Source organism: Pirellulales bacterium (assembly GCA_035939775.1).
In the GTDB taxonomy this organism is placed as follows: Bacteria; Planctomycetota; Planctomycetia; order Pirellulales; family DATAWG01; genus DASZFO01.
In genome coordinates, this window is sequence record DASZFO010000006.1 from 1 (window position 1) to 13,946 (window position 13,946).

At 62.4% G+C, this 13,946-nt stretch carries 9 protein-coding genes and 1 rRNA gene; 6 read left to right on the top strand and 4 right to left on the bottom strand.

Annotation, left to right across the window (positions count from 1 at the left end; all coding sequences use genetic code 11):
• Window positions 1-218 precede the first annotated feature (218 nt).
• A complete protein-coding gene (locus tag VGY55_00240) occupies window positions 219-4,226 on the bottom strand; it encodes a LamG-like jellyroll fold domain-containing protein (GenBank protein ID HEV2968382.1) in 4,008 nt (1,335 codons plus the stop codon).
• Window positions 4,227-4,691: 465 nt separating this feature from the next.
• Between VGY55_00240 and rpsO the strand changes: the two genes are divergently transcribed.
• From rpsO to VGY55_00255, 3 genes are read left to right on the top strand one after another with little or no spacing between them, the layout of a single operon-like run.
• Window positions 4,692-4,961, top strand: a complete 270-nt coding sequence (gene rpsO, locus VGY55_00245) for a 30S ribosomal protein S15 (GenBank protein ID HEV2968383.1) — start codon at window positions 4,692-4,694, stop codon at window positions 4,959-4,961.
• 10 nt (window positions 4,962-4,971) lie between these two features.
• Window positions 4,972-7,083 carry a polyribonucleotide nucleotidyltransferase gene (gene pnp / locus VGY55_00250; GenBank protein ID HEV2968384.1) on the top strand — a complete coding sequence of 704 codons (2,112 nt, stop codon included), beginning with the start codon at window positions 4,972-4,974 and terminating at the stop codon, window positions 7,081-7,083.
• A complete protein-coding gene (locus VGY55_00255; GenBank protein ID HEV2968385.1) occupies window positions 7,073-7,816 on the top strand; it encodes an ATP-binding protein in 744 nt (247 codons plus the stop codon). The genes pnp and VGY55_00255 overlap by 11 nt, the downstream gene beginning before the upstream one ends.
• Window positions 7,817-7,841: 25 nt before the next feature.
• Here VGY55_00255 and VGY55_00260 read toward each other — a convergent pair whose 3' ends face one another.
• Window positions 7,842-8,153 (bottom strand): hypothetical protein, encoded by a 312-nt coding sequence (locus VGY55_00260; protein HEV2968386.1) that lies wholly within the window; start codon window positions 8,151-8,153, stop codon window positions 7,842-7,844.
• A gap of 67 nt (window positions 8,154-8,220) precedes the next feature.
• On the opposite strand from VGY55_00260, the gene VGY55_00265 reads away from it, so the two are divergent.
• On the top strand, window positions 8,221-9,624 hold the full coding sequence (locus VGY55_00265) for a sigma-54 dependent transcriptional regulator (GenBank protein ID HEV2968387.1): 1,404 nt from the start codon (window positions 8,221-8,223) through the stop codon (window positions 9,622-9,624).
• Window positions 9,621-11,591 carry a DNA mismatch repair endonuclease MutL gene (mutL, locus tag VGY55_00270; protein HEV2968388.1) on the top strand — a complete coding sequence of 657 codons (1,971 nt, stop codon included), beginning with the start codon at window positions 9,621-9,623 and terminating at the stop codon, window positions 11,589-11,591. Before VGY55_00265 ends, mutL begins: the two co-directional genes overlap by 4 nt.
• Here the strand turns inward: mutL and VGY55_00275 are convergent.
• Together VGY55_00275 and VGY55_00280 are read right to left on the bottom strand one after the other, a co-directional pair.
• Entirely contained in the window at window positions 11,588-12,088 is a 501-nt protein-coding gene (locus tag VGY55_00275; GenBank protein ID HEV2968389.1) for a hypothetical protein, read from the bottom strand. The genes mutL and VGY55_00275 overlap by 4 nt on opposite strands.
• A 188-nt stretch (window positions 12,089-12,276) precedes the next feature.
• Window positions 12,277-12,447 (bottom strand): hypothetical protein, encoded by a 171-nt coding sequence (locus VGY55_00280; GenBank protein HEV2968390.1) that lies wholly within the window; start codon window positions 12,445-12,447, stop codon window positions 12,277-12,279.
• Between the two features lie 782 nt (window positions 12,448-13,229).
• Between VGY55_00280 and VGY55_00285 the strand changes: the two genes are divergently transcribed.
• Window positions 13,230-13,946 (top strand): 23S ribosomal RNA (locus VGY55_00285); the annotation flags it as partial.

The following is a 13,946-nucleotide window of genomic DNA, read 5'->3' on the forward strand; positions in this document are numbered from 1 at the left end:
TGCGTCACCGAACCTGACGAAGCCCAAGCCCTCCTCCTGCACCGCCTCGGCCTGACTCCGCCCCGCCGCCTCCGCCGACTCGACAACCTCATCCAAATGTAGTGAAATAAACCCCCTCAAACCGCACCTAACTCCTTTGCCGAACGACGAAACTCTCTAACTTGGGCTAATTTGCCCACAAACGGGGCAAGACGAGAATCACGTCACTCGGCGCCGAATCAGTTTCGCCACTGCCGGCCGATTGCTTCGAGCACATCATCGGTCATTAGGGAAATATCGACGTCGGTCGCCGAAGACAGCGAGGCCGGAATCGCGGCCACCCATTCCAGATCGGCTGCATCGTCGAACGCGTCCGCAACAGCGTCGCGATGCAGAAAACCGCCATTTCCGTTTGCAACGATGGCAGACCGCCGGTCGGGCAAGTTCGCTGTTTCGGAAGTCGACGACAGGCCGCTGCTCGGCGCGACGGCGTGTGGAATCGGCGACGAGGCGGTGGCCGAGCCCGTCGTCGTAGCGGCCGTCATGATTGAGGTGGTTGACGCGGCTGAAACCGCCGTCGAATTGGCCGCGGTCAGCGCGCCCGGCCTCGCGGAATCGGATGTTGAGTCCGTTGCCGTGCCGGCGGTGTTGGCGGCCACCGTGGTCAGCGGATTGCCCGAAGCGTCCGACGCGCCGATGGTCACCATGCCGAAGCTGCCGGCCGTTCCGCCGATCACCAAGGCGCTTTGAATAATGTGGCTAGCGGTCAGACTGCTTCCCGCGTTGACCGTCAAATTGCCCGTCCCCTGGATGCCAATGCGAACGGTGAGGCTACCAGCGCCAGTCTGAGTTAGCGAGCGGTTGTTAGTCCAAGCACCGGCCGAGGAACCAGCGATCGTGATGTTTTGCGTTGCGTCGAGCGAAAGGATGAGAGGATCGGTCACGCCGGGCAAAGGTGAAAGGAGATTGATTGTTTGCGGTCCGGTGGGAAGCGAGAACTGCAAAGTATGCGTCTGGCCGGGCAACAGGCTGGCATCCAAAAGCGCTTGGCGCAGCGAGCCGGCGCCCGAGTCATTGGTATTCGTGACTTGCAGCAACTCGGCGGCGAACTTCAGGATCGTGATCGAGTAGGCGGGAAACGTTTGGGTGAAGCTGGTGCCCAGACCAGAGACGGTGTATGTCACCGGCACAATGTTGGTCGGGTTGGTAATGGAGTTGGTCGCGGTGCTCGAAGGCGCGGTCAAGCTCGTCATGGTCGCCGTCGAGGAGACCGTGTTGACGCCGGAGAGATTCACCGTCGTCATGTTGGCCGTTCCAAGAGTGTTGATGATTGTTAGGTAGTACGTCGTGCCGGTCTTCGTTACCAGGACTCGGAGGCCGTTCGCGCCGCTCACCGTGTCGGAGACCACGGTGGTCCCGTGGTTCTGAGAGAGCATGGCTTGCGCGTAATAGCTCGGCGAACCGTAGCTCGTCAAGCCATTGAAGCCGATCAGGTCCGGCGTCCATTGACCGCCGATGACGTTGACCCACAGCGGCGCGTACGACGACATGGTCACCAGGTCGGAGTTGCGTTCCAGGCCCAGCAGCCACGAGGCGTCGCCAAGGGCCGACTCCATGTTGTTGGTCGGCGAGCCTTGGTTGGCGGCGTACTCGCCGATGAAGATCTTGTTGGAACCGCGTGTCGCCGTGTCAAAGTAGCCCGAGTTCGCCTCGAACCACTGCGGGGTCTCGTAGAAATGCTCGTCGAGGACGTTGTACGGGCTGCCCCCCGTGCTGCTGCTGGTCGCGATGATCTGCAGCGACGGGAAGGCGGCGTGGATCGCGTTGTAGAACAACGGGTAGCGCGTCGGATAGGTCGAGGAGAAGAAGTCCTCGTTGCCGATCTCGGCGTAACTTACGTTATACGGGGCCGGATGTCCGTTCGCGGCGCGCTCCGCTCCCCAGATTGTCGTCGTCGGGTCCAGCACGTAGTGCAGCTCGTTGACGGCGTCCGTCACGTCGTTCGACAGCGTCGCGCCCATGTCCGATGTACCGTTGAGAGTGTAACCCGCGTAGACCGCCAGGATCGGCGAAGCGCCGATCTCCTCGGCCATCTGAAGATACTCGTCCAAGCCCATCCCGTCCGTCGACCAATAACCCCATGCCGAATTGTAGTGTCCCGGGCGGTTTTGCACCGGCCCCACCGTGTTCGACCACTCGAAGCGGGTCGCGTAGGTACTGCCCTCGAGGTAGTTGCCGCCCGGCACGCGGAAGATCGCGGGCTTGAGCGCCGCGAGCATCTGCATGAGGTCGACGCGCAGGTGGTTGGTCGCCGCCTGGTAGGACGGCGGGAAGAGGTACGTCGCGCCGAACCAGATGGTCGCGCCGTTCGCGGAGGAGCTGTTTGTCGAGATGACGAACCGATTGGTGGAGGTGGTCGGGGTATTCGCGCCCGTGGTCAGCGTCGCGGTGTACTGGGCCCACGAACTCGTGATCGACGAGATCGTCGCGGTCGCGTAAACCGTGCCAGTGGTCGACTCCAGGTCCACGGTCAGCGGACCGGTGAAACCGGAGCTGGCTTTTGCGTAAAACTGCACGCTGTACGAAGTGGAAGGCGCGACCGCCACGCCGAAGTAGCCACCGTTGGAGATCCCGGCGCGGGCCGAGGCGGAGACCCCCGAGGTGATCTTCAGCTTCCCGGACTGCGTCAGGGCGCCGGTCGGGCCGGTGGTCGTGTCGGAGGCGAGCGCGGCAGCTACCCCACTTCCCGCGATAGGCGCCCAGGCGTTCAGGGGATTCGTCGAGTCGTTGAAGCCACTGTTGCGAACCTCGTCGTTGTAGATGCCCCCCTCGCCGCCGTAGTTAATGTCCTCCATGAAGGCGCCGAAGAGGTTCGGCGAAACCGTGGCACCGGCGGTGCTCGTCGCAATGCTCACGACGGAGTTGCCACCGGTGCCGATGAACGCGGCGTCCCCCGCGCTCAACGGCGAGTTGTAGAAGTGCACGTCATCGATGTCGCCGTTCACAAAGTCGACGCGGGCGCCGTTGAACCTCCCGCCGCCGACGACGGTCGCGCCGGTTGCCTGCCAGCCGCCGCTGTAGGACACGGTGGATTGGAGGACGCCGTCGACGTAGAGCAGGAGTTGGCTGGTCGCGACGTCGTTCACGCCGACCAGGTTGTACCAGACGCCCGTCGAGGGGACGCCGGTCGCTTCGGCGCGGTAGGCCTGCGCGGCGATGCTGTCGGACGCGAGGCGGCTGAAGGCGAACTTCCCGGTATCGCCGGTCAACTGGAGATAGAATCCCGATGTCGCCGACCCATCGATCGAGACGAAAGTCTGATATCCGCTGAGAGAGTTCAACTTCACCCACGCGGAGACCGAGAACGGCAGCGCGGTGTTGATGACCGGCGAGGCGAAGGTCGCGTTGCTGGTCGCGGAGCCGTTCACCGCCAACGAGTTCGAGCCGATTTCCCCCGCGGCCCAGGATGCGCCGGAGCCAAGCGTCAGCGTGTTGCCGTGTCCTGAATAGTCGGCGGCGGTGGTCCCCGTGCCCTCGTCGAAGGGATACTCGGCCGGCTGATCGAGCGCGGCGACCTGCGCGGCCGACAGTGCCGAGGAGAACAGCTCCACGTCGTCGATCGAGCCATTGACGTAGTCGACTTGGCCGCCGCTGTAGAACCCGTGCCCGATCAGGGTATTGCCGTTCGCCGCCCAGCCGGCGGTGTATGGAGTGCTGCCTTCCGATTGGCCGTCGACGTACAGAGTGAGCGTCCCGGCACTGGCGTCATCGACCCCGACGATGTGGTACCACGTGCCGATGACCGGTGCGGTGGACGCTGAAATGTAGGTGGCGGGACCGTCCGCGTCAGACGACAGGCGGGAAAGGGCGAAGGTTCCAGTGTCGCCGCGCAGTTGGAGGAAGAAGCCTGCGACGTTGGTCCCGGCGATCGAAACGACGGTCTGGTAACCGGAGAGCGAGGCGAGGTTCACCCAAGCGGAGGCGGTGAAGCTGCCGGCGGTGTTGACCACGGGCCCGGTCGCGGTAATCACCCCGGTCGAGGTGCCGGTGACGCCGATCGCGTGAAGCCCGACGTTCCCGGCCGCCCAGGACACGCCCGCGCCGAGGGTCGCGGTATGGCCATTCCCGGAGGAGTCGGCGGCGGTCGTACCTATGCCCTCGTCGAACGTCCAGTGTGCCGCTGGGGAGGGCACGGTCGGGATGGTCCCACCGGACAAGAGCGTGCGGGCCTCCAACGACTCAACCACGCACGCCGCGGCGTAACCGATGCGCTTGTGCGACCGCCCCGGCCGGTGGCTGATGCTCTTTCGGAATTTGGAAATAAATAGCGATGCCCAAAACGATCTTAATCTCGGCGCGCGCATACCAGACCATCCCACGGAAGCCGGCCGAAAGCGAGGTGATGAGGCGAACCGGCGGTAGCGGTCTTAACGTCGGCAGATTCGAGTCTAACGTGCGACCAGCCGGTAGACAACTCACTTTGAACCTCGTGCTCGTCTCGCGCGGCGGTCTGGATGCCTTGCGCATGCAATTCGCGAAATCTTCGGCTCCTCCACGACATCTGTAGATTGAAGGCATTTATCGGTCCGCTCGGCTTTCCGGCTTTCCGAATTTGCCAATTTGCAGTTGCAAACTCCGCCCGGAGTGATAAACTGACCCGCTTAACGTAAAGCGTTGGCACCATTCACAGTAACGTAGGGCGTCCAGAGCAGATGACCATCACCAAAGACCGCAAACAGACGCTGATCGGCGATTTCCGGCGGGCGGATAGCGACACCGGCTCGCCCGAGGTGCAGATCGCCATTTTGACCACGCGCGTCGGCGAACTCACCGAGCACTTGCGGACGCACAAGAAGGACTACTCCAGCCGGCGTGGTCTGTTGATGATGGTAAGTCGCCGGCGCCGCTTGCTGGATTATTTGAAGCGCGTCGATCCGCAGCGGTATCTCGACATCATCGGCCGTCTGGAAATCAGAAAGTAGGAATGAGAAATTGAAAGTACGAGTTGAGAAATCCATCGGTTCGGGCATTTTATCAATTGAAACGGGGATGTTGGCCAAGCAGGCGGCCGGAAGCTGCCTGGTGCAGTTCGGCGAGACGGTCGTGATCACCGCCGCGACGACCGGCCCGCCGCGGCAAGCGGGGGCCGACTTCTTTCCGCTGACCTGCGACTACCGCGAGCGAACGGCCGCGGCCGGAAAATTCCCCGGCGGCTTCCTCAAACGGGAAGGCCGCCCCACGATGAAGGAAACGCTCACGTCGCGGCTCATGGACCGCCCGATCCGGCCGCTGTTTCCCGCGGGCTTCCGCGACGAAGTACAGATTCAGAGCTTTGTCCTAGCCAGCGACCGGCAAAATGATGGCGACGTGCTGGCGATGAACGGCGCCTCGGCCGCGCTCGGTCTCTCGCCGCTGCCGTTCCAGGGGCCGATTGCCTCGGTCCGACTGGGCCACGTCGATGGTCGCTTCATTCCGTTCCCCACGCAGGATGAGCTGGAGGATAGCGATCTCGACTTGATTGTCTCCGGTAGCAAGACGGCCGTGCTGATGATCGAGGGCTTTGCCCGCGAGATGCCCGAGGAGTTGATGGCCGACGCGATCAACGAATGCCAACGGATCATTCGGGCGATTTGCGAGTTGCAAGAGGAATTGTTTGCGAAGGTGGGCGTGCAGAAAGCGCCCTTCACCCCGGCGGCCCCGAGCGCCGTATATGAGCAACTGAAGAGCCGCTATTACGACGCTTTCAAGACCGCCAAGCAGACCGAAGGGAAGCAGCTCCGAGCGGCGGCCGTCAAGGCGCTCAAGGAGAAAGTGGCGGCCGAGACGATTCCCGATCCGGCGGCCGCTGGAGCGATTGCCGCGGCGGAATTTGACGGCGCTTGGCATCATTTGGAAGAGCGCGTCGTTCGCGACGCGATTCTCTCCGGCACGCGCCCCGACGGTCGGCCGACGAACGCGCTGCGGGCGATCGAGTGCCATGTCGACGTGCTGCCGCGGGTCCACGGCTCGGCCGTCTTCCAACGCGGCGAGACGCAGGCCCTCGTGACAGTGACGCTCGGCACCCCGCGCGACGAGCAGCGCGTGGACGGGCTGATCGAAGAGTATTCCAAGAAGTTCATGCTCGACTATTATTTCCCGCCGTTCTCCGTGGGCGAGACGAAGCCGATCCGCGGGCCAGGGCGGCGCGAAATCGGGCACGGGGCGCTCGCCGAGCGGAGCATCAAGCCGGTGCTGCCCGATCCGGATGAATTCCCTTATACGATCCGCGTTATTTCCGACATTCTCGAATCGAACGGCTCGAGTTCGATGGCCAGCGTTTGCGGCGGAACGCTCGGGCTGATGGCGGCCGGCGTGCCGATCAGCAATCCCGTGGCGGGTATCTCGATCGGACTGGTCAAGGAATCCGAATCGAAGTGGGTCCTGCTGACCGACATCATCGGCGACGAAGACCATTTCGGCGATATGGATTTCAAGATCGCCGGCACGCAAAAGGGGATCACCGGGATTCAGCTCGATCTCAAAGTCGATGGGATCAGCCCCGAGATCGTTCGGGCGACGATGGCCCAATCGCGCGAGGCGCGGATCGAGATTCTTCGCAAGATGCTCACGACGATCCTCCGGCCGAGATCGGATATTTCGCAGTGGGCGCCGCGGCTGTTGCGCACCCACATCGATCCCGAGAAGATCGGCGCGCTGATCGGTCCGGGAGGCAAGATGATTCGCAGCATTCAGGAATCGACCGGCGCGGTGATCGAGGTCGACGACGATGGCACCGTGACCATCGCCAGCCACGACGCTCAAGGGGCCAAGTCGGCGCTGGCCAAGGTCGAGGCCTTGACCGCCTCCGTCCAGATCGGCCGGATTTACGAAGGACGCGTGACCAGCGTCAAGGACTTCGGCGCGTTCGTCGAGATCATTCCGGGCAAGGACGGACTTTGCCACATCAGTGAATTGTCGGACGAATATGTCCACAGCGTCGGCGATGTCTGCAAGGTCGGCGACACGATGCACGTCAAGGTGATCGCCATCGACGATCAAGAGCGGGTGAAGCTCAGCCGCAAGCAAGCCATGCGCGAAATGGCGACCGCCGGCGATGGGAAATAAGGCCGACGATCAGCGCGGATTCGCCGATCTCTATACCGAGATCGCCGCGCTGGCGGGCGGGCTGGCCCACGAGATTCGCAACCCGCTCTCGACCATCCGGCTCAACATGGAGCTACTGGCCGAGGATTTCGCCGATTCGCAGGCGCCGCGCGACCGCCGGGCGGTCGCGAAGATCGCTCGCGTTCAGAAGGAATGCCAGCGGCTGGAAGACCTGCTCAACGACTTCTTGAACTTCGCCCGCCCGCGGCAGTTCAATCTCGAAGCGGCCGACCTGAATGCCGAAGTAGATCGCGTGCTCGACTTCTTTCGCCCCAAGGCCGACGAATCGAAGGTCGAGATCGTCCGCTATCTCGATCCGGACCTGCCGAGCGTCGTGCTCGATCGCGAGACGTTTCAATCGGCGTTGTTGAACCTCGTGCTCAACGCCCAGCAGGCGATGAAAGACGGCGGCCAGCTCGTGCTCCGCACCCGGCCAACGCCGACCGGCGTGGCGCTCGACCTGATCGACACCGGCTGCGGCATGGACGCCGAGACGCAAGCCCAGATCTTCAACACCTTCTACTCGACCAAGCCGGCCGGCTCCGGCCTCGGCCTGCCCACCGCCCGCAAGATCATCGAAGGGCACGGCGGGCAAATGAGCGTCGAGAGCGAAGTCGGCAAGGGGACGAAGTTCACGATCTCGCTCCCCGTCCCGCCGCGGCTGGTGGCCGCGCCGGTGGGCAAAGCGATTTAGACAGGAATTACAGGACTGGAAAACCCTATTTCCCCGCCTCGACCGGCTCGCGCGCCGGCGAAGACTCAACCGCGTTTGGCCGGCGGTCGAACTTGTGCAGCTCTTTGCCCGACGCGTTGAAGAAGCGGACGCTGAGCGTCTCGGGGGTGAACCGGAGCGTGGCGAAGCCGTAGCCGCCGTAACCGAACGGCCCGCGATCCTTTCGTTCCACTGCATAGCTCGATTGCCCGCCGCCGCCGGAGACGCAGAAGCTGGTTGGCCATCCGGGGATTTCCAGATGCTGCAAATTGTGGTCGTGCCCCGTGAGATAAAGTTCGACGTTGTATTTCTTGAACAACGGTCCCCATTCGTTGATCAGATATCGGTTCTAGTCCATCCGGCGCGAATTCGTTATTATCGCCAGGATGGTAACGACTGCCGCCCCGCAACACGACAAAGCGAAACCGGCCGACATTCGCGTGCTGATCGTCGACAACGATCAGTCGCACGCCGAAACCGTGGCCGAGAGCCTGCAGCGCGTCGGCTACGAATGTGAAGTGGCCACATCAGGTCCTCAGGGGGCCGAGTTGATCGAGCGCGAGACGTTCGACATCGTCATCACCGATCTCAAGATGGCCGATATCGACGGGCTCGAAATCCTCGCCCGCACCAAGCAGGCCCTGCCGGACGCGCAGGTCATCGTCGTCACCGGCTACGGCACGATCCCCTCGGCGGTCGCCGCGATGCAGCAAGGGGCATTCAACTATCTGCAAAAGCCGCTCGATCTGGGGCATCTCCGCGTGATCGCTGAAAAGGCCGCCGAGGCCGTTCGCTTGCGGCGGACGAATGTCGAGTTGAACCGCCGGCTGGACGAGAAATTCGGGTTCGAGGGAGTCGTTGGCTCCAGCCCGCAAATGAACGGCGTGATCGATCGCCTCAAGCGGATCGCCCCGACCGACGCCAGCGTGCTGATTCAAGGGGAAACGGGCACCGGCAAGGAACTCGTCGCCCAGGCCATCCATCAAAACAGCCCCCGGAAGAACAAGGCGTTCGTCGCCCTGAATTGCGCCGCCCTGAGCGAGAACATTCTGGAAAGCGAACTATTCGGGCACATCCGCGGCGCGTTCACCGACGCCTCGACCGATCGCATCGGCAAATTCGAATACGCTCACGGCGGGACGCTCTTTCTCGACGAGGTGGGGGACATGCCGCTGGCCACGCAGATCAAGCTGCTCCGCGTGCTGGAAAGCGGCGAGATCACGCGCGTCGGCTCGAACGATCCGATCCGTGTGAACGTCCGCATCCTCTCGGCCACCAATCGCAATCTCGAAGATTCGATCGCCGCCGGCACGTTCCGCAGCGATCTCTACCATCGGCTCAAGGTGGTGACGATCGTGCTCCCGCGGCTGGCCGAGCGGAGCCAGGATATTCCGCTGCTGATAGAGCACTTCATCCGCCAGTTCGCTAAGCGACATCACAAGGCGATCAAAAGCATGTCGACGGCCGCGCGGATGAAGCTGTTGGCCTTCGATTGGCCGGGCAACGTGCGTCAGTTGCGCAACACGGTCGAGAGCATGGTGGTCGTGGATTTCGACGGCGTTCTCGATCTCGACGACCTGCCGACGGAGTTGGCGGGCCCGGCGCCCGCGGCGACCGAGCCATCGCCCGGCAGCGTCACGAGCCTGGTGGGCAAGCCGCTGGTGGATATCGAGCGGCTGTTCATCGCCGAGACGCTCCGCTTCACCGGCGGCAACCGCGAGCACGCCGCGCAACTGCTCGGCATCGGCGAGCGGACACTGTATCGGAAGATCAAGGAATACGGATTGTGAAAAGCTTGGATGCGACGCCTGAAATCCGCCAACTATCGCCGAGCGTGATTAATAAGATCGCCGCCGGCGAAGTGATCGAGCGGCCGGCGAGCGTCGTCAAGGAGTTGATGGAGAATGCCGTCGATGCCGGGGCGACGCGGATCGACGTGGCGCTCGCCCAAGGGGGCGTCGAGCTGATTCGCGTGGTCGATAATGGCTGCGGGATCGCGGCCGAGCAGTTGGCGCTTGCCGTTGCCCCGCACGCCACGAGCAAGATTCGCGAGGCGGACGATCTGTTTCGTGTCGGCACGCTCGGCTTCCGCGGCGAGGCGCTGGCCTCGATCGCCGAGGTGAGCCGGACGGTGATTCGCAGCCGTCCGCCCGACGCCGCCGCCGGGGCTGAACTCGAGATCAGCGGCGGGCAACTCGGCCCGGTGGCCCCCTGCGGCTGCCCTCCGGGCACGCTCATCGAAGTACACAACCTGTTCTTCAACACGCCCGTGCGCCGCAAGTTCCTCCGCGCGACCCAAACGGAATTGGGGCACTCGACCGAGGCCTTCACGCGCCTCGCCCTGGCCCATCCCGATCGGCACTTCACGCTCCGCCATCACGACAAGCTGCTCCACGATCTGCCGCCGACCGAGGATTGGACCGTGCGGATCGCCGCGTTCTTCGGCGCCGAGCTGGCCGATCAGTTGATCCGCGTCGAAAGCCGCGACGGCCCGCTGCGGCTCTCCGGCTACGTCGCGAATCCGAGCCACAGCCGGGCGAATCAAAAGATGCAGTTTCTGTTCCTGAACGGCCGGGCCATCCGCGATCGCTCGTTGCAGCATGCGCTCGGCGAGGCGTATCGCGGCCTGTTGCTCACCGGCCGCTACCCGGTCGCCTTCCTGAAAATTGAAATGCCCGCCGAGGAGGTCGACGTCAACGTCCATCCCACAAAGCTCGAAGTCCGCTTCCAAGACGGCGGGCGAATCTACAGCCAGTTGCTCGGCACGCTGCGGACGCGGTTCTTGACGACCGATCTGACCGCCCGGCTCCAGCCGGCCGCGCCGGGATCGATTGCGGTGAGCGATCCGACTGAAGCGCACGACCCGAGCCACGCGGCACGGCTGCAAACCGAACTCGTCGCTTGGGCGAAGGGGCAGCTCGGCCAAGCGCTTGGCGCGACCGAAGCGACGAGCCACTTGGCAGCAGCCAATCACGGAGCGACCACGCTCGCCCCGCCAATCGACGTGCCGCGGCCGCAACTTCGGCCGCTTGAACTCGTGCGGCTGGACCGTGGAGCATCCGCCGGGGCGGGCAGCCATTTTGCCGGCGGCGCTGCGGCATCACTTTCCGCCGGACAAATCGCCGCGTCGGCGGCCTTGTCCACCGCAGACCAAATTAGCGCTCGTCCGACGGCCTCATTTCGCCACCGCTCGGCGGCGATTCAGGTTCACGATCGCTATCTGGTCGCCGAGACCGATGAAGGGGTCGTGGTGATCGATCAGCACGCGCTCCACGAGCGCGTGCTGTACGAAGAGATTCGCGAAAAGGTGCTCGCCGGAGCGCTCGAGACCCAGCGGCTGTTGGTGCCAGAGCCGGTCGATTTGAGCCCGGCCGAGAGTGCCGCGGCGCTGGCTGAAAAAGACTTGCTGGCTCGGCTGGGCGTCGAGATCGAGCCCTTCGGCGGTGGGACGCTGCTCGTGCTCGGCTATCCGGCCATGCTGGCCAAACTCCGCCCGGCCGAATTGCTCCGCGGGCTGGCCGCTCAGTTGCTCGAAGGGGGCAAAGCCCCGGATCGCCGCGACCTGCTCGACGAGTTGCTCCACATGATTGCCTGCAAAGCCGCCATCAAAGCCGGCGACCCACTTACCCCCGAAGAAGTCTCGGCCCTCGTCGAACAGCGCCACCTAGCCCAAGACAGCCACCACTGCCCCCACGGCCGACCGACGGCGCTGGTTTTCACACGGGATGAACTGGATAAACAATTCAAGCGAACTTAGCCGATCTTATTCGTCGCTTCCTTGATCGTTTTCGAGGCGTCTTTGCCGTCTTTGATTAGCTTCTCGGCGTCGGGCACCGACTTTTTGCTGCCGAACCAGGATGCCTTCTTTTTATTGACGAACTGCTCGAACGTCTTGAGGCTGGCATCGAGTTCGGCGCGACCGTTTTTGAGTTCGCTTTTGAGATCGGCTTTCCAGTCGAAGAGGAATTCCAGCTCCTTGTTGATCTTGCCCATTGCCGATTCCAGCTTCTTGAATTCGGGGTCGGCGGCCAGTTTCTCCTCCGGGTTTTCCTTTTGCATGCTGCGAGTGTCCCCCATTTTGTTGCTCGGCATGTACTTGTCGGTGACGGCCTGCATCTTGTCCATCAGCTTGGTGTGCTCGTCGCGTTTTTCGGCCATCTGGTCGGCCACGCTGATCAGGTTCATGAGCGGCTCTCGAAGATCGGCGATCTGCTTACTGATGGCATTGATGAACGCGGTGGTCTTCTTGCCCATGACAGAATCCTCTGGCGGTGGCGGAATCGAGTAAGAGCGCGGGCCGAGCTGTCTCGACCCGCGACGGCGTCCTGATCTGAGGCGAGGCCCGTCAGAGCCTATCCAAAAACCGCCTGGGCAAAGGGGACCGTCGCCGTTTTGCTGCTTCGCAAAAGGGGGACAGTCCCCGACGGTTTTCGGATAGGCTCTTAGTCCGGCTCGCCGCTCAATTCCTTCTTGACCTTGTTCGAGAAGGACGACAGCTTGGCGAGCTTATCCAAGGCCGTCTTGGCGGACGCGGCGGCCTTTTGGGTTTGCGCTTGCTCCTTGTCGATTTCCTTTTCTTCTTTCTTGTATTCTTCGAGCGGCGACTTGGCCATGAACGATCTCCTGCGGATGACGGCGCGGCGGTTCGCATGCCGACGATTCACGACCGATCATAGCCGCCTCCCGTGGCGGATGTCAAACTCGGCGGCCCCTCTTGCCCCGCTCCGGCAATGTCTTATAATGAGGCGGTGAACGGCCCCCCTCGCCAAGTTCTTGCGGCGGGTATTCGGCCGGTTTTGCGCCTCGCGCGAAATCTTTCGCGGCCCCTTTGACAACCCACGGCGACTCCGGTATAGTTGCCTCCTTCCGACTTATTCCGGCGGGTTCGCGTATTTGAAGATTGCGTGGCCAGAGGCCAAGTTCGATTGCAGGCCGGGATTTACGATCCGGGCCTGACCAGACGAGCTTGGCCCCTGTCCATTAAGACAGTCAGCTGGAATCGCGGAGTTGGCCTCGTACAAGGCTGACAAGCGGCTACGGCTGGGCAGTTCTTTGACAATTTGGTTTGTGGTAATTGGCATCTTGAATGAACGAAGCGATGCGGTGTGACGCTCGAAAGGGCGAAAGCAGCGCGTCGTGTAAGTTCTCCAAGGCTCTTAGCACGCATTCGTTCCCGATTGGGCCGCAAGGCTTGAGCGGGAAGGAATGCAGAGAAAGATAAAAAACGTTACCTCGACCGTGGTGTCGGCGCGCTTGCCGGCGATGACGGTCGAGAACAGTAGCTAACCAAGGATCGAGGGCGATTGGACCGAGCTGCTTCGCGAGAAGCGAGCGCTTCGCAAGAGGCGCGAGTTTCGCGAGCGGCGGCGCGGGATCGAGAGCGTTCGATAAAGGTGGTCAAGCTACTAAGGGCACATGGGGGATGTCTTGGCGTCAGAAGGCTTTGAAGGGCGTGGAAGACTGCGATAAGCTCGGGGAAACTGTCAAACGAGTGTTGATCCCGAGATACCCGAACTGGCAATTGCTGAATCCATAGGCAATTGCGGCTAACGCGGAGAATTGAAACATCTTAGTATCCGCAGGAGAAGAAAGAAAACTCGATTTCCTCAGTAGCGGCGAGCGAACGGGAAATAGCCCAAACCGCGGAGGTTTTCCTTCGCGGGGTTGTAGGGCCTCTCACATGGGAGTTACCAAGTGGTCTGCTAGCAGAACGAATTGGAAAGTTCGTCCATAGAGGGTGAAAGGCCCGTATGCGAAAGCGGCACCACCTCCCGAGAGGTACCTGAGTAGGTCGAGTCACGTGGAACCTCGACTGAATCCACGGGGACCATCCCGTAAGGCTAAATACTCTCTGACGACCGATAGTGAACTCAGTAGGGCGACTGAAAGATGGGAAGAACCCCTGCTAGGGGAGGACAGTGAACCTGAAACCATGTGCCTACAAGCGGTCGGAGCGCTATGGTCTCTTTGAGACAATGCGTGACGGCGTGCCTTTTGCATAATGATCCGGCGAGTTACCGTCAGCGGCTCGGTTAAGGTCTTCAGGACCGGAGCCATAGGGAAACCGAGTCTGAAATGGGCGACATAGTCGTTGGTGGTAGACGCGAAACTG